Annotated in this window: 15 protein-coding genes; 13 read left to right on the top strand and 2 right to left on the bottom strand. The window is 64.2% G+C overall.

The genetic code is table 11. The features are described 5' to 3' along the window. Window positions 1–55 precede the first annotated feature (55 nt). Window positions 56–823, top strand: coding sequence for a class II aldolase and adducin N-terminal domain-containing protein (locus tag ABMA59_RS24485; RefSeq protein ID WP_349008019.1), 768 nt, complete (start codon window positions 56–58; stop codon window positions 821–823). A gap of 42 nt (window positions 824–865) precedes the next feature. Here ABMA59_RS24485 and ABMA59_RS24480 read toward each other — a convergent pair whose 3' ends face one another. Continuing rightward, window positions 866–1,501, bottom strand: a complete 636-nt coding sequence (locus ABMA59_RS24480; protein ID WP_349008018.1) for an HAD family hydrolase — start codon at window positions 1,499–1,501, stop codon at window positions 866–868. 188 nt (window positions 1,502–1,689) lie between these two features. Between ABMA59_RS24480 and ABMA59_RS24475 the strand changes: the two genes are divergently transcribed. Next, window positions 1,690–2,646: a sugar-binding transcriptional regulator gene (locus ABMA59_RS24475; protein WP_349008017.1), complete on the top strand. Its 957-nt coding sequence runs from the start codon at window positions 1,690–1,692 to the stop codon at window positions 2,644–2,646. A gap of 18 nt (window positions 2,647–2,664) precedes the next feature. Here ABMA59_RS24475 and ABMA59_RS24470 read toward each other — a convergent pair whose 3' ends face one another. Next, window positions 2,665–2,922 (bottom strand): hypothetical protein, encoded by a 258-nt coding sequence (locus tag ABMA59_RS24470; protein ID WP_349008016.1) that lies wholly within the window; start codon window positions 2,920–2,922, stop codon window positions 2,665–2,667. A 106-nt stretch (window positions 2,923–3,028) separates the two neighbouring features. On the opposite strand from ABMA59_RS24470, the gene ABMA59_RS24465 reads away from it, so the two are divergent. From ABMA59_RS24465 to ABMA59_RS24415, 11 genes are all read left to right on the top strand, one after another. Next, on the top strand, window positions 3,029–3,949 hold the full coding sequence (locus tag ABMA59_RS24465; RefSeq protein WP_349008015.1) for a LysR substrate-binding domain-containing protein: 921 nt from the start codon (window positions 3,029–3,031) through the stop codon (window positions 3,947–3,949). Between the two features lie 469 nt (window positions 3,950–4,418). Next, a complete protein-coding gene (locus ABMA59_RS24460) occupies window positions 4,419–5,726 on the top strand; it encodes an ABC transporter substrate-binding protein (RefSeq protein WP_349008014.1) in 1,308 nt (435 codons plus the stop codon). A 579-nt stretch (window positions 5,727–6,305) separates the two neighbouring features. Beyond that, entirely contained in the window at window positions 6,306–7,178 is an 873-nt protein-coding gene (locus ABMA59_RS24455) for a carbohydrate ABC transporter permease (RefSeq protein ID WP_349008013.1), read from the top strand. A gap of 10 nt (window positions 7,179–7,188) precedes the next feature. After that, a complete protein-coding gene (locus ABMA59_RS24450; protein WP_349008012.1) occupies window positions 7,189–8,013 on the top strand; it encodes a carbohydrate ABC transporter permease in 825 nt (274 codons plus the stop codon). 162 nt (window positions 8,014–8,175) lie between these two features. Beyond that, window positions 8,176–9,180 carry an ABC transporter ATP-binding protein gene (locus ABMA59_RS24445; protein ID WP_349008011.1) on the top strand — a complete coding sequence of 335 codons (1,005 nt, stop codon included), beginning with the start codon at window positions 8,176–8,178 and terminating at the stop codon, window positions 9,178–9,180. 4 nt (window positions 9,181–9,184) lie between these two features. After that, window positions 9,185–9,955 (top strand): L-iditol 2-dehydrogenase, encoded by a 771-nt coding sequence (locus ABMA59_RS24440; RefSeq protein WP_349008010.1) that lies wholly within the window; start codon window positions 9,185–9,187, stop codon window positions 9,953–9,955. 207 nt (window positions 9,956–10,162) lie between these two features. Next, complete coding sequence (locus ABMA59_RS24435) at window positions 10,163–11,632, top strand: mannitol dehydrogenase family protein (protein WP_349008009.1); 1,470 nt, start codon at window positions 10,163–10,165, stop codon at window positions 11,630–11,632. 82 nt (window positions 11,633–11,714) lie between these two features. After that, a complete protein-coding gene (locus ABMA59_RS24430) occupies window positions 11,715–12,506 on the top strand; it encodes an SDR family NAD(P)-dependent oxidoreductase (protein WP_349008008.1) in 792 nt (263 codons plus the stop codon). 114 nt (window positions 12,507–12,620) lie between these two features. Further along, the gene (locus ABMA59_RS24425; RefSeq protein WP_349008007.1) at window positions 12,621–12,929 is read left to right on the top strand and encodes a hypothetical protein; all 309 of its coding nucleotides are present in this window, start codon (window positions 12,621–12,623) and stop codon (window positions 12,927–12,929) included. Window positions 12,930–13,044: 115 nt separating this feature from the next. Next, window positions 13,045–13,728: an HAD family hydrolase gene (locus ABMA59_RS24420; RefSeq protein WP_349008006.1), complete on the top strand. Its 684-nt coding sequence runs from the start codon at window positions 13,045–13,047 to the stop codon at window positions 13,726–13,728. Between the two features lie 394 nt (window positions 13,729–14,122). Beyond that, the gene (locus ABMA59_RS24415; RefSeq protein WP_349008005.1) at window positions 14,123–15,700 is read left to right on the top strand and encodes an FGGY-family carbohydrate kinase; all 1,578 of its coding nucleotides are present in this window, start codon (window positions 14,123–14,125) and stop codon (window positions 15,698–15,700) included. The last annotated feature ends 4 nt before the right edge of the window (window positions 15,701–15,704 follow it).

Genomic DNA, 15,704 nt, shown 5'->3' with positions numbered 1-15,704 from the left:
TTGCAGCGTCGCTCGTCCCGGTTCACTCTTGGCCTGAACAAGGAACGGATTTGCCATGAGCGTAGCGCGACTCCAGCGGGAACCCCTGACCAACCTCCCCTTCCACGAAGAGCGCGTCGACCTTGCCTGCGCCTTCCGCTGGACGGCGCGGCTCAACATGCACGAGGCGGTGGCCAATCATTTTTCGTTGGCCGTCAATGACGACGGCACGCAGTTCCTGATGAACCCGAACCAGATGCATTTTTCGCGGGTCAAGGCGAGCGACCTGCTTTTGATCGACGCCAACGATCCGGAGACGATGAACCGTCCGGGCGCGCCGGACCCAACGGCTTGGGGCTTGCACGGCTCGGTGCATCGCAACGTGCCGCATGCGCGCTGCGTCATGCATGTGCATTCGATCCACGCCACGGTGCTGGCGTCGCTGGCGGATTCGCTGCTGCCGCCGATCGACCAGAATTCGGCAATGTTTTTCAAGCGCCAGGTGGTGGACGCGCATTATGGCGGGCTGGCCTTCGAGGAGGAGGGCGAGCGCTGTTCGCAACTGCTGGCCGATCCGAAGACGCAGATCATGATCATGGGCAACCACGGCATTTTGGTTATCGGCAACACGGTCGCCGAGGCGTTCAACCGCATGTTCTATTTCGAGCGCGCGGCCGAGACCTACATCAAGGCGCTGTGGACCGGCCGGCCGCTGCGCACCCTGTCCGACGCCGTGGCCGAAAAGGTGGCGGACGAAATGGACGACTATCCCGGCCAGGCCGACCGGCATCTTTCGGAACTGAAGGCGATCCTCGACGAGCAGGAGCCGGCGTATCGGAACTAATGCGCTTGCCATTGGGCGGCGCGGGCCACCAAGCGGCAAACTCTACTTGAGTCCCAAATAGGCACGCACCGCCTGCGCGCTGTCGGCGTTGAGCGCGCCCGCCGGCCCGGATTGCGGCGCTTCCGGCCAGAAGACGGTGCGCATGCCGGCAGCAAGCCCGGCGGTCGCGCCGGGCCGGCTGTCTTCCATGACGACGCTGTCGGCCGGGTCGATGCCGGTCAGCCACGCGGCGCGCAGATAGGGTTCCGGGTCGGGCTTGCCGTTGCGTACGTCGTTGCGTGAGACGGTGCGCATACCAGCCTCATGGATGTCGAGCGCCCGCAAATTGGCGTCGACGATGAGGCGGTCGGAATTCGACACGACGCCTTGTTCGACGCCGCGTGCCTTCAAGTCGCGAAAAATTTCCAAAGCACCCGGGCGCGGCTTCAGCCGTGGCGCCTCGCGCAGATAGTGCGCGTATTTGTGGACGATCCACTCGTCGAAGGGCAGGTCCAGACCGAACTCGTCGCGCAGCATCTCGTAGACCGGATAGGCGGCGACCCCCAGCACGCGCTCGTGCAAGTCGGGCGGCGGCGCGATGCCGAGCCCACGCAGCGCCACCACCAGCGCCTCCTCATGCAGCGGCTCGCTGTCGATCAGCGTGCCGTCCATGTCCCAGTAGACTGCCTTCGGTATCATTTCATCCCCATGCTTGTTCCTTGTCTTAGGATGTTTGAGCCGCGAGATAAACGGTCCTTGATGGCGGAGGAGCGAGACATCCACCCGCGGTGGGCAAATGTCCACAGCATCACCAATTGCGCTTTTCCAAAAAAATTGCAAAAGTCCGCCTGCTCCCGCAAAACGTCGGGCGCGAGGAGAAGAGTGCAATGGCTTCCCGCCAGGACACCGGCAGCGGACGGCTCGACGACGCGGCGCGCGCGGGATGGCTGTATTATGTCGCCGGCAATACCCAGGACCAGATCGCGGTGACGCTCGGGGTTTCCAGGCAGTCGGCGCAGCGGCTGGTGTCGCTGGCGATGTCGGAGGGGCTGATCCGCGTCAGGGTCGATCATCCGATCGCGGCATGCCTCGATCTGGCCGCAAAGCTCCGGTCGCGTTTCGCGCTGGATCTGGTGGAGGTGGTGCCGAGCAGCCCCGACTCGCCGTCGACGACGCTGGGCGTCGCGGAAGCCGGAGCGGCGGAGATCGAGCGGCGGTTGAAGTCGACGGAACCGATCGTCATGGCGATCGGCACGGGCCGCACGCTGAAGGCGGCGATCGAGCAACTGCCGGCCATGGAATGCCAGCAGCACAAGGTCGTGTCGCTGACCGGCAACATTTCGCCGGACGGCTCGGCGGCGTTCTACAACGTCATCTTCACCATGGCAGACCGGATCAAGGCGCGGTCATTCCCGATGCCGCTGCCGGTCATTGCCTCATCGCGCGAGGAGCGTGAGATGCTGCACAGCCAGCCGATGATCCAGCCGACGCTGGCGCTGGCGGCGCGGGCCGACGTGACGTTCGTCGGCATTGGCGACCTTGGACCGAAGGCACCGCTTTATGTCGACGGTTTTATCACCGACGCCGAACTGAAGGCGCTGCAGAAGGCGGGTGGCGTAGCGGAAATCGTCGGCTGGGTATTCGACCGCGACGGCAAGCTGATCGAGGGCATCACAAACGATCGCGTCGCCTCGGCGCCGCTGCCGTCGCGCGAGCGCTCGCTGGTGGTGGCGCTGGCGATGGGCGAATTGAAGCTGCCGGGCATTCTGGCGGCCGTCACCCGCCGTCTGGTAAACGGTCTGATCACCGACGAACGGACGGCCGCGGCGCTGCTCGCGGCGTAAGCTATTCCCAAATCCGGCTTATGAGGCGTGCGGCGTTACGAACAGCCCGGTCAGGGCGCCGCCTTCGTCAGAGGCCTGCCGGTCGGTACGCCGCTGCCGCTCAAGGCGCAGCCGCTGGCCGTCCAGCAAGCCAAGGTCGCGCTGCATGTGGTCGGAAAACTCGCGTGGGTCGAGATAGGCGGTTCCGAGGCCTTCAGCCCGCGATTGCAGAGCGATCAGCATTCTCGCCGTACTTTGGATGTTACGGATCGCGGTGTTCAGAAGTGAGCGTTTCATGGTGGAATCTCTCATCGGCTGATTGGTTTCCATGCCCTGAATATGAGGCCGGCGAGGCTTGTCCGCCAATTGAACGTCATCTAGTATGCATAAGGAGGACTTATGCATGTCGACTAGACTTCCGCCGCTTGCGGCCGTCCGTGCCTTCGAGGCGGCCGCCCGCCATCTGAGCTTCACCCGCGCCGCCGAAGAGCTTGCGATGACCCAGGCGGCGGTCAGTTACCAGGTCAAGCTGTTGGAGGAGCGGGTCGGTTCGCCGCTGTTCACCCGCCAGGCGCGGCAGGTGGCGCTTACCGAGACGGGCCAGGCGCTCTCGACCGCCGCGACGCAGGCGTTCCGATTGCTGACCGAGGGTTTCGAGGCGGCGCGTACCGGCGGGCAGGCGACCTTGTCGATCAGCACGATCCCGACTTTCGCCGCGAACTGGCTGGCGCTGCATCTCGGCTCGTTCCAGATCGCCCACCCGTCGATTGCGGTGCGGCTGGAGACGTCGACCCGCATGGTCGACATGGCGCAGGAGAATTTCGACATCGGCATCCGCACCGGCGCCAAGGGCGAGTGGCCCGGCTTGACATCTCATATGCTGATGCGCGCCGCTTTCACCCCGATGCTGAGCCCGAAACTGGCGGAGAGCATCGGCGGCGTGCACCAACCCGCCGACCTGCTGAAGCTGCCGATCATGGACGCGGGCGACCCGTGGTGGGAGATCTGGTTCGGCGCGGCCGGCATTGACGCGCGCGAAAACCTGGCGGCGCGGCCGCGCAGTCAACTGGGATCGCAGGCCTATGAGGGCCGGGCCGCGGTGGCCGGGGTCGGCGTCGGCATCCTGACGCGGCCGCTTTTCGCCACCGAACTGGCGGATGGCAGCCTGATCCAGCCCTTCGACCTGGTCGGCGACGACGGCCACGTCTACTGGCTGGTCTATCAGACGCAGCGCCGTAACACGCCGAAAATCCGGGCCTTTCGCGATTGGATCTTGAAGGAGATCGGCGCTGCGACGGGTGACGAAGCAACCGCTTCGCGATGAGCCTCCGCAAGCTCGGAGCAAGTCCAGAAGATTGTTATAAATCAAAATGTTATATGGAAATGGCCGGCAAAAATCCGTCGCGGACCTGCCGAAACCCAGTGCCGGCCGCGATTTTGCCTCGCCGGCACGGCTTTGCCCGATCTTCCCGATCAAGGTAAGTTATTGAATTGTTAGGGTAAAATCGCGGCGACCATTCTCCCGAATGGCATTGTGCCAGCGTGGCAAGTTCAGAAGATATAAGAAAATCAACGACTTGTGTGAAAAGCGCAAGTCAAACGCAGCGATGAGCATGACGGACGGCGCCGCTCGCTTGCCGCGGCAAGCCCTCCTTGGCCCCCGATATCGCTCCCCGACGTGCCTTCCGTGCTGCGATGCAGCAACGAATCCGCCTTGACATTAATCACGAAGAGTGAGTAATTGCCCTAGAACAAGGCAAATGCTCACCTTGGGAATTGGGAGGAGTACCGACATGAATTTGAGAACGCTCATTCTGGGCGCGTCCGCGAGCCTGTTCGCTCTCGCCGCGCATGCCGAGTCGATCACCATCGCCACCGTCAACAATGGCGACATGGTGCGCATGCAGAAGCTGACCGACGACTTCACCGCGAAAAACCCCGACATCGAACTGAAGTGGGTGACGCTGGAAGAGAATGTGCTGCGCGAGCGCGTCACCACCGACATCGCCACCAAGGGCGGCCAGTACGACGTGATGACCATCGGCACTTATGAAGTGCCGATCTGGGCGAAGCAGAACTGGCTGCTGCCGCTCGACAAGCTTGGCGACAATTACGACGTCAAGGACATCATTCCGGCGATTGCCGGCGGCTTGTCGGTAGATGGAAAGCTCTATGCCGCGCCCTTCTACGGCGAGTCGTCCTTCATCATGTATCGCAAGGACCTGTTCGAGAAATCCGGCCTGACCATGCCCGACGCCCCGACCTGGGATTTCATCGGCGAGGCGGCGCGCAAGATCAAGGCCGACAACCCCGACGTCAACGGCATCTGCTTGCGCGGCAAGGCCGGCTGGGGCGAGAACATGGCCTTCCTGACCGCCATGTCGAACTCGTTCGGCGCGCGCTGGTTCGACGAGGAATGGAAGCCGCAGTTCGACCAGCCGGAATGGAAGAACACGCTTGAGACCTACGTCAAGCTGATGAAGGACGCCGGCCCGCAGGGCGCTTCGTCCAACGGCTTCAACGAGAATCTCGCGCTCTTCCAGCAGGGCAAGTGCGGCATGTGGATCGACGCCACGGTGGCGGCTTCCTTCGTGTCCGACCCGAAGGCTTCTCAGGTCGCCGACAAGGTCGGCTATGCGCTGGCGCCCGACACCGGCCTCGGCAAGCGCGGCAACTGGCTGTGGGCATGGTCGCTGGCAATCCCGGCCGGCACGCAGAAGGCCGACGCGGCGGAAAAATTCGTCGCCTGGGCTACCGGCAAGGACTATCTGAAGCTCGTCGCCGAGAAGGAAGGCTGGGCCAACGTTCCTCCGGGAACCCGCACATCTCTCTATGAGAATGCGGATTACCAGAAGGCCGCTCCCTTCGCCAAGATGACGCTGGACTCGATAAACTCGGCCGATCCGACCAAGCCGACCGTCAAGCCGGTCCCTTATGTCGGCGTGCAGTTCGTCGCCATTCCCGAATTCCAGGGTCTCGGCACCACCGTCGGCCAGCTCTTCTCGGCGGCTCTCGCCGGCCAGATGAGCGTGGACGATGCCCTCAAGCAGGCTCAGGACGCGGCGACCGCGGCCATGACCGAGGGCGGCTATATCCAATAAGGCGCCTCCCAGTGCCTTGGCCGTCCGGGTAAAACCGGGCGGCCGCCCTTAAGATTCCTCCGGCAGAAGCACCCGCTGCCCCTCAGCGGGCGTGCTTCGATCGGCGCCTCTCCCTCGACCGCGGGGGAGAGGCTGCGCCGGGGGAATTTCGGGGACGCATCCTTGGCGTCCGCACCGGTGAAGGCACAGCGTCACGCTGCCCGATGTGAGTTCTACTCCGCGGGAGCATTCGTCACCGGTACGGCATGGGTCCTAGGGTCGCGCACTCGCTCCGCTCCTGCTTGCCCTAGGATGACGAAGGCGCGGGACTTCGTGGCAAATCGCCGGCGTTGGAGACTGGCGGCGACGCCTATCCCTTCGTCATCCTGGGGCGGAACAGGAGCGGAGCGACTGCGGAGACCCTAGGACCCATGCCGCACCGGTGACAAATGCACCGGCGGTATAGAACGGGAACCGGCCGGCCGTGGGTGCCGCCGCGGCCAACCTTATCATCGGCGCCGTCGATCGGCGCCCGCGCCATCCCGGCAAGGCCGGGCCAGCATAGTCCAAGGTCAGAACGTCTACGAACGGGACATCGCCATGGCTACCAAGCAGACCAGTTCCCTCGCGCGTTTCATGCTGGCGCCCTCCGTCATCCTGCTCTTCGTCTGGATGATCGTGCCGCTGGCCTTCACGCTGTGGTTCTCGTTCCAGCAGTACAATCCGCTGAACCCGATCCGCGACGGCTTCATCGGCCTGGCGAACTACAAGCTCTTCTTCAGCAATCCGGCCTTCCTGTGGGCGATCCTCAACACGCTGCTGATCGTCGCCAGCGTGCTTTTGATCACCATCATCGGCGGCATCCTGCTGGCATTGCTGCTCGACCAGCCGATGTGGGGCCAGGGAATCGTGCGCATCCTGGTCATCTCGCCGTTCTTCGTCATGCCGCCGGTCGCCGCGCTTGTGTGGAAGAACATGCTCATGCATCCGGGCTACGGCGTGTTTGCAGATATCGCCCGCTTCTTCGGGCTCCAGCCGATCGACTGGTTCGCCAACTATCCTTTGTTCTCGATCATCCTGATCGTCGCCTGGCAATGGCTGCCTTTCGCGACGCTGATCCTGCTGACCTCGCTGCAGTCGCTCGACGGCGAGCAGAAGGAAGCCGCCGAGATGGACGGCGCCGGCTTCGTCAGCCGCTTCATCTATCTCACCCTGCCGCATCTTTCGCGGGCGATCACCGTCGTAGTGCTGATCCAGACGATCTTCCTGCTCGCCGTCTACGCGGAAATCCTCGTCACCACCAATGGCGGCCCCGGCTACGCCTCCACCAACCTGCCCTTCCTAGTCTACCAGAAGGCGCTGCTGGAGTTCAAAATCGGCCAGGCCTCGGCCGGCGGCATCATCGCCGTCATCCTCGCCAACATCGTCGCCTTCTTCGCCATGCGGGCGGTCGGCAAGAACCTGGACAAGTGAGGAGGAAATCATGGCGCGCGCGGTAACCAACCGGCACAAGACGATCGCAACGGCAGCCGCCTGGATCGTCGCCCTGCTGATCTTCTTCCCGATCCTCTATACGGTCATCACCTCGTTCAAATCCGAGCAGGAGGCGATCCAGGGGTTCAGCCTGATCCCGTCGGGCACGATGGAGAGTTATAGGGAGGTGGAGGCCCAGAGCGGCTATTTCCACTTCTTCCTGAACTCGGTGATCCTGTCGGTCGGCTCGACCATCCTGGCGCTCATCGTCGCCATCCCGGCGGCATGGTCGATGGCGTTCTCGCCGACCCGGCGCACCAAGGACATTTTGATGTGGATGCTCTCCACCAAGATGATGCCGGCGGTGGCGGTGCTGTTTCCGATCTACCTGATTTTCCGCGATACCGGCCTGCTCGACAGCCGCATCGGCCTGACCGTCATGCTGATGCTGATCAACCTGCCGATCGTGATCTGGATGCTCTACACCTATTTCCGCGAGATTCCGGGCGAGATTCTCGAGGCGGCGCGCATGGACGGAGCCTCGCTGTGGAACGAGATCATCCACGTGCTGACGCCGATGGCGGTGCCGGGCATCGCCTCCACCATGCTGCTCAACATCATCCTCGCCTGGAACGAGGCATTCTGGACGATCCGGCTGACCACGACGGAGGCAGCGCCGCTGACCGCCTTCATCAGCTCGTTCTCCAGCCCGCAGGGCCTGTTCTGGGCAAAACTTTCGGCGGCCTCGACGCTGGCGATCGCGCCGATCCTGATCATGGGCTGGTTTTCGCAGAAACAGCTGGTGCGCGGCCTGACCTTCGGCGCGGTGAAGTAGAGGTGGGGGCGCCAATCCCTCCCCCTTGAGGGGAGGGTGGCGAGCGAAGCGAGCCGGGTGGGGTCCTGGCGGCCGAGCACTGCATCAACGACCCCACCCGGCCAACCGCCTGCGGCGGCTGTCCACCCTCCCCTCAAGGGGGAGGGATAAAGGAGGAGAAAAATGGGCAAGATCGCTCTCAGGAACGTCAACAAGTCCTTCGGGGCGACGACCATCATCCCCAACATCAACCTCGACATCGAGGATGGCGAGTTCGTGGTCTTCGTCGGGCCGTCGGGCTGCGGCAAGTCGACCTTGCTGCGCCTGATCGCCGGTCTGGAGGATACCACCTCAGGCACGATCAACATCGACGGGCGTGACGTCACCGGCGAGGCGCCGGCCAAGCGCAAGCTGGCGATGGTGTTCCAGTCCTACGCGCTCTACCCGCATATGACGGTGGCCAAGAATATCGCCTTTCCGCTGAAGATGGCCGGTGAGCAGCCCGACGTGATCGACCGCAAGGTGAAGGACGCGGCCCGCGTGCTGAACCTTACCAATTATCTGGAGCGCCGGCCGGGCCAGCTTTCCGGCGGCCAGCGCCAGCGTGTCGCCATTGGCCGCGCCATCGTGCGCCAGCCCAGCGCCTTCCTCTTCGACGAGCCGCTGTCCAACCTCGACGCGGCGCTGCGCGGCACGATGCGCCTGGAGATCAGCGAACTGCACAACCAGTTGAAGACCACGATGATCTACGTCACCCACGACCAGGTCGAGGCGATGACCATGGCCGACAAGATCGTGGTGCTGAACGCCGGCAATGTCGAGCAGGTGGGCTCGCCGATGGAGCTCTACAACAGGCCGAAGAACCTGTTCGTCGCCGGTTTCATCGGCTCGCCGAAGATGAACCTGATCGAAGGCGCGCCGGCCGCGCGCTATGGCGCCAAGACCATCGGCATACGGCCGGAGCACCTCAATGTGTCGAAGGCCAGCGGCGACTGGAAGGCGACGGTAAGCGTCGCCGAACATCTCGGCTCCGACACCTTCCTGCATGTCAACGCCGACGGCGTCGGCCCGCTCACCGTCCGCGCCGACGGCGCGATCGGCCTTGGTCACGGCGATACCCTCTACTTGACCCCCGATCTCGCCAGGCTGCACAAGTTCGGCGTCGACGGAACGGCAATGCAAGGGTAAATCAATGAGATTAAGAGGCAAATCCGCGCTGATAACCGGCGCGGCACGGGGCATCGGCAAAGCGTTCGCCGAAGCTTACATAAAGGAAGGAGCGCGCGTCGCCATCGGCGACATCAATCTGGAGGCGGCGACGCGGACGGCCGACGAGCTGGGCGAGGGCGCCTATGCGGTAAAGCTCGACGTGACCGACCAGGACTCGATCGAGGCGGCGGTGAAGACGGTCGACGAGCGCACCGGCGGCATCGACATCCTGATCAACAACGCGGCGCTGTTCGACGCGGCGCCGACGATGGAGATTTCCAGGGCGAGCTACGAAAAGCTCTACGCGGTCAACGTGTTCGGCACGCTGTTCACGCTGCAGGCGGCGGCACGCTCGATGATCGCGCGGGGCAAGGGCGGCAAGATCATCAACATGGCGAGCCAGGCCGGGCGGCGCGGTGAGCCTCTGGTCGCCGTCTACTGCTCGACCAAGGCGGCGGTGATCTCGATCACCCAGTCGACCGGGCTCGACCTGATCAAGCACAAGATCAACGTCAACGCCATCGCGCCCGGCGTGGTCGACGGCGAGCACTGGGACGGCGTCGACGCGCTGTTCGCCAAATACGAGAACCGCAAGCCGGGCGAGAAGAAGAAGCTGGTCGGCGAAGCAGTGCCCTACGGCCGCATGGCGACGCCGGCGGACCTGACCGGCATGGCCATCTTCCTCGCCAGCGCCGAAGCCGACTACATCGTCGCCCAGACCTACAATGTCGATGGCGGCAACTGGATGAGTTGATCTTTCCCTCCCCTTGCGGGGAGGGTGGCCCGAAGGGCCGGGTGGGGTCGCCACGGCAGTGCTCTACCTTGAGGAGCGCGACGCCAGCCAACACGTTAGGTGGGAGTTCTGCCGCCAGGACCCCACCCCGGCGCGACGCGCCGACCCTCTCCTCGAGGGGGAAGGAAGGACGGTGCACGCCGCCGAACGAGAAGAAGGATGGATGTCATGACCACCAAACTCTCCCTCGCCAGCCTCGACAAACTGCCGGCAAAGGTAGCGCGGCCCGGCTATGACCGCGCGGCCTTGTCTGCCGGCATCCTGCATTTCGGCGTCGGCAATTTCCACCGTTCGCACCAGGCGGTGTATCTCGACGAACTGTTCAATGCCGGGCTGGACCTGGACTGGGCGCTGGTCGGCGCCGGCGTGTTCGAGGGCGAGAAGCGCGGACGCGACGTCCTGAAGGCCCAGGACTGGCTGACCACGGTGGTCGAGCAGGATGCGGGGCACATGCAGGCGCGCGTCACCGGCGCCATGATCGATTTCCTGGTTCCGGGCGACACGGCGGCGATCGTCGCAAAGCTCGCCGATCCGGCGATCCGCATCGTTTCGCTGACCATTACCGAAGGCGGTTATTTCATCGACGCCGCCACAGGCCATTTCAATCCGGCGCATCCCGACATCGCGGCGGATGCCAAGGCGCCCGACAGCCCGAAGACGGTGTTCGGCCTGATCCTTGCCGGGTTGAAGCGGCGCAGGGCGGAAAACACGAAGCCCTTCACCATCATGTGCTGCGACAACATTCCCCACAACGGCCACGTCACGAAAGACGCCGTTTGCGGGCTGGCAAAACTGTCCGATCCGGATTTTGCCCAGTGGATCGAAAAAAATGTCGCCTTCCCGAACGGCATGGTCGACCGCATCACGCCGGCAACCACCGACCGAGAGCGTGACATTGCGAAGAGCGATTTCGGCGTCGAGGACGGCTGGCCGGTGTTCTGCGAGCCGTTCAAGCAATGGGTGCTGGAGGACAATTTTCCGCTCGGCCGGCCTGCCTTGGAAAAAGCCGGCGTGCAGTTCGTCGATGACGTGTCGCCGTTCGAACTGATGAAGATCCGGATCCTGAATGGCGGCCACGCGACCATCGCTTATCCGGCGGGGCTGATGGACATCCATTTCGTCCACGAGGCGATGGAGAATGCATTGGTGCGCGGCTTCCTGGCCAAGCTGGAGCGGCAGGAAATCATCCCGACCGTGCCGCCGGTGCCAGGCGTCGTGCTCGAAGAATATTTCCAGCTCATCGACAAGCGCTTTTCCAACCCGAAGATCGGCGACACGGTGCGACGGTTGTGCCTCGACGGCTCCAACCGGCAGCCGAAATTCATCATCCCGACCATCGCCGACCGGCTGAAGGCCGGGCAAGGCGTGGCTGGGCTGGCGCTCGAATCGGCGCTGTGGTGCCGCTACTGCTTTGGCACGACCGACAGTGGAAAAATCATCGAACCCAACGATCCGAACTGGGACCGCTTGCAGGCGGCCTCGAAGGCAGCGGCGGCCGATCCTGGTGTCTGGCTGGCGATGGAGGATATTTATGGCGCGGTTGGACGGTCGGAGGTTTTTTCGCGCGAATTCGCCGCGGCGTTGAAGGCGCTGTGGGCGGACGGGACGGAAGCGGTGCTGAGAAGATATGTCGGCTGACGCGACGCTTACCTCCCCGTGAGCCTAGCGCTTTCGGCGCGGCTCGCATAGCGTCGCCGGCCGAACAAGCGGGAGGGTTTCGATGGATCTCGGACTGAAGGACAAGGTTGCGGCGATCACCGGCGGGTCGATCGGGATCGGGCTGGGCGTCGCAGAGGCGTTCGCCCGCGAGGGCGCACATCTGCTGCTTGCCGCGCGCCAGCCCGAACGCCTGGCCGCCGAGGCCGGTCGCATCGCCGAGACTTTTGGCGTCACTGCCGTACCGGTGCCGTGCGACGTGGCGACCGTCGAGGGCGCGGAAGAGTTCATCGCCGCGGCGCGGGAAAATTTCGGCGGCGCCGATATTCTGGTGAACAACGCCGGCACCGGATCGAACGAGACGATCATGGAGGCGCCGGATGAGAAATGGCAGGCCTATTGGGAACTGCATGTCATGGCCGCGGTGCGGCTGGCGCGCGGTTTCGTGCCGATGATGAAGGAACGCGGCGGCGGCGCGATCCTGCACAACGCGTCGATCTGCGCCGTGCAGCCGCTGTGGTACGAGCCGATCTACAACGTCACCAAGGCCGCTCTTCTGATGTTCTCGAAAAACCTCGCCAACGAGGTGATCAAGGACAACATCCGCGTCAACACGGTCAATCCCGGCCTGATTCTCACGCCCGACTGGGTGAACACGGCCAAGAAGCTGACTGCGGGCTCGGGCGGCGACTGGCAGGGCTATTTGCAATCGGTGGCCGACGAATTCGCGCCGATCAAGCGCTTCGGCACCGTCGAGGAACTGGCTGACTTCTTCGTGTTCCTGTGCTCGGAACGAGCGAGTTATTCGGTCGGCGCGACCTATCACGTCGACGGCGGCATGCTGAAGACGGTGTGAGAACCTGTCCACAACCCTGGCGGGCCCATGGACGGCGGTACAATTTCGCGACTAGGTATGGGGGGTCATCGTTGCTGGCCAGGTATCGCCTCTGCCGGCTGAGGGGGGTTGGGGATGAACTCGAAGGGCCTTGTCCTGATTGCAGTATTCGCGACGCTTTGCGGATGCTCTTCGCTCCAGGAGGATTTGAAGAACGATCCCGAAAGGATGATGGCCAGTTGCATGCGACAGGTCGAGGCAGCGAACGCCAAGTTCAAGGCTCATGCGATGACTTACATGAGCGTGCCGCGGGCGGGACTCGCCAAGGTGTTTTGCGAACGTTTGGCCGTAGGCGTGGCCGACGGGCGCATCACGCAATACGACGTGAACGAACTGATCAGGACGGGGCAACTGACGTCCAAATTTGCTTTTCTCAAGGGGTAGCGATGGTCGCCGCGCGCCGCAGGCCGGTCGTCCTTCTTTGTGCCTCTCTTGAAAGCTGGCCAGCCTTTATCACGTTTTGCGCGCGGCGCGTGGCGCGGGAACAGTCCAAACCGGCATGAAGCCCAAGCTGATCATTTTCGACTGCGACGGCGTACTGGTCGATAGCGAGCCGATCTCCATTTCGGTGCTGGTGGGGGTAGTCACCGGGGCCGGTGGGGTCATGACCGAGGAGACCGCCTATCTCCGCTTTCTCGGCATGTCGATGGCAAGCGTCCGTGAGATTCTGTTGAGCGATTTCGGCTTCGCCGTCACCGAGGACCATCTGGCGCTTGCGCGCAGCGAGATGCGGCGCCGCTACGCGGAAGAACTGCAGGCCATGCCCGGTATCAGGGATGCGCTGGACCGGCTCGCCGTGCCTGTCTGCGTCGCTTCGTCGGGCACGCCGGAACGCATCCGGTTTTCGCTGGCCACGACCGGGCTTCTGGAATTGCTGGAGCCGAACATATACAGTGCGACCATGGTGGAGAGAGGCAAGCCGGCCCCCGACCTGTTCCTGCATGCGGCCCGCGACATGGGCGCGCCGCCCGCTGCCTGCATCGTCGTCGAGGACAGCCCGGCCGGGGTCACCGCCGCCAAGGCCGCCGGCATGCGCGTCTTCGCCTTCACCGGCGGTTCGCACGCCGGCAAGGCGGGGCTGGAGGCGTCGCTGGGTGCGCTCGGGCCGGATCTGATTTTTGACGACATGGCGCTGCTGCCGGAGCTTGTCACCGGTCTCGGATCGCAAACGAGAGCCGGCTAAGTGATGTGGGTGAATTGTACGTTCCGAGCGGGGCCAAACAGAGAGATTGTCGTAGTCCATTCCGCTATCGAGGGGAGGCCGGCGTCCGGCTGGAACGACCCCCATCCGTTTCGACCTACGGTTTGTGCAGATATCGCCAAGCTGGAACACCCCTCATCCGCCTCGCTGCGCTCGGCACCTTCTCCCACAAGGGGAGAAGGGGGAGTTTCGCGTATAGGTCTCCGCAAACCTTCGACGCTGGAGATTGGTAGAGGCGAAAGTGCATGGCGCCACCTTCTCCCCTTGTGGGAGAAGGTGGCCGAGCGAAGCGAGGTCGGATGAGGGGTGTTCCAGCCTGGCGATGTCGTCGACTGACCACGCCGTCAAGCACCGAACGGCAAAGGCACGCCGCCTGATGCCAAAATGGGTCTGCGCGGTCGATGTCGGGACGAGGAGCGCGCGGGCGGGTATTTTCGACGCGGGCGGCGTCCTATTGGGGCGCGGCGAACATCCCGTCACTCTGCATGAGCCCGCTCCGGGTCGCGCGGAGCATTCCTCGGAAGACATCTGGCTGGCGGTGTGCGCCGCCGTCCGTCAAGCAAAACGTGCGTCCGGCATCGCGGCGGAAGAGATCGTGGGGATCGCCTTCGACGCCACCTGCTCGCTGGTGGTGCGCGGCGCTGACGGCCGTCCGATGCCGGTGGGCGACGCACCGGATCGCGACACCATCGCCTGGCTCGATCACCGCGCCATGGCCGAGGCGGCGGAATGCACGGCGACCGGTCATCCGGTGTTGAAATTCGTCGGCGGCGTCATGTCGCCGGAAATGCAGATCCCCAAGGCGATGTGGCTGAAAAGGCATCTGCCCGGGATATGGGAAAGAACCGGTCTGCTGTTCGATCTCGCCGACTTTCTGACGTGGCGCTCCAGCGGCTCGACGGCACGGTCGCTCTGCACGACCACCTGCAAATGGACCTTCCTCGCGCATGAGGCGGAGGGATGGCGCCAGGACTTCCTTGATCTGGTCGGCGTGCCCGACCTGCTCGACAAAGCCGGCCTGCCGGCCCGGCCTAGCCCGGTCGGCGCCGATCTCGGGCCGCTAACCGTGCAGGCGGCTGCCGACCTTGGCTTGCCGCAAAACTGCCGCGTCGCCGCCGGCATGGTCGACGCCTTCGCCGGCGCGCTCGGCGTGTTCGGGTGGCGGGCGCTCGATGCGCAGGCGAGCGCGGGCCGCGCCATACTGGTCGCCGGAACGTCGAGCTGCGTCATGGCCATGCAGCACCAGCCGCTGAGGTTGGCCGGCTTCTGGGGTCCGTATTCCGGTCCGACCTTGCCCGGCGTCTGGATGACCGAGGGCGGGCAGTCGGCGACCGGTGCGCTGCTTGACCACATCGTCAAGGTACATGGCGCGGGCGGCGAGCCGCCGGCCGAACGGCATCGGGCGATCGCCGCGCGCGTCGCCGAACTGCGTGCTGCCGAGGGCGAGGATTTTGGAAGGCGGCTGCACGTCTTGCCAGATTTCCACGGCAACCGGTCGCCGTTGGCCGAGCCCGCCGCACTCGGCGTCATTTCCGGCCTGTCGCTCGACGCCTCCTTCGACGGGCTGTGCCGGCTTTACTGGCGCACCTGCGTTGGTATCGCGCTCGGTGTGCGCCAGATCGTCGAGGCGATGCGTGTGGCGGGCCAGCCGGTCGACACGCTGCACGTCACCGGCGGACACACGAAAAACCCGCTGCTGATGGAGCTCTACGCCGACGCCACCGGCTGCCGGCTGGTCGAACCGGCGCTCGATGAGGGCGTGCTGTTCGGTACGGCGATGGCGGCGGCGACCGGTGCGGGTCTGTTTGAGACGCTTGCGGCGGCGGCGCTGGCGATGCGGCCGCGCGAACGCGAGCGGTCGCCGGATCCGTCTTTGCGGGCGGCATATGATCGGGATTATCGGATTTTTCTGGAAATGCAGCGGCAGAGGCGGGTGATCGAAGGCATGGGATAGCCTT

Origin of the sequence: Mesorhizobium yinganensis, from assembly GCF_040081985.1 — a bacterium.
GTDB lineage: Bacteria > Pseudomonadota > Alphaproteobacteria > Rhizobiales > Rhizobiaceae > Kumtagia > Kumtagia yinganensis.
The sequence above is the reverse complement of the archived record's forward strand: the minus strand, read 5'-3'. Positions and strand labels throughout refer to the sequence as shown.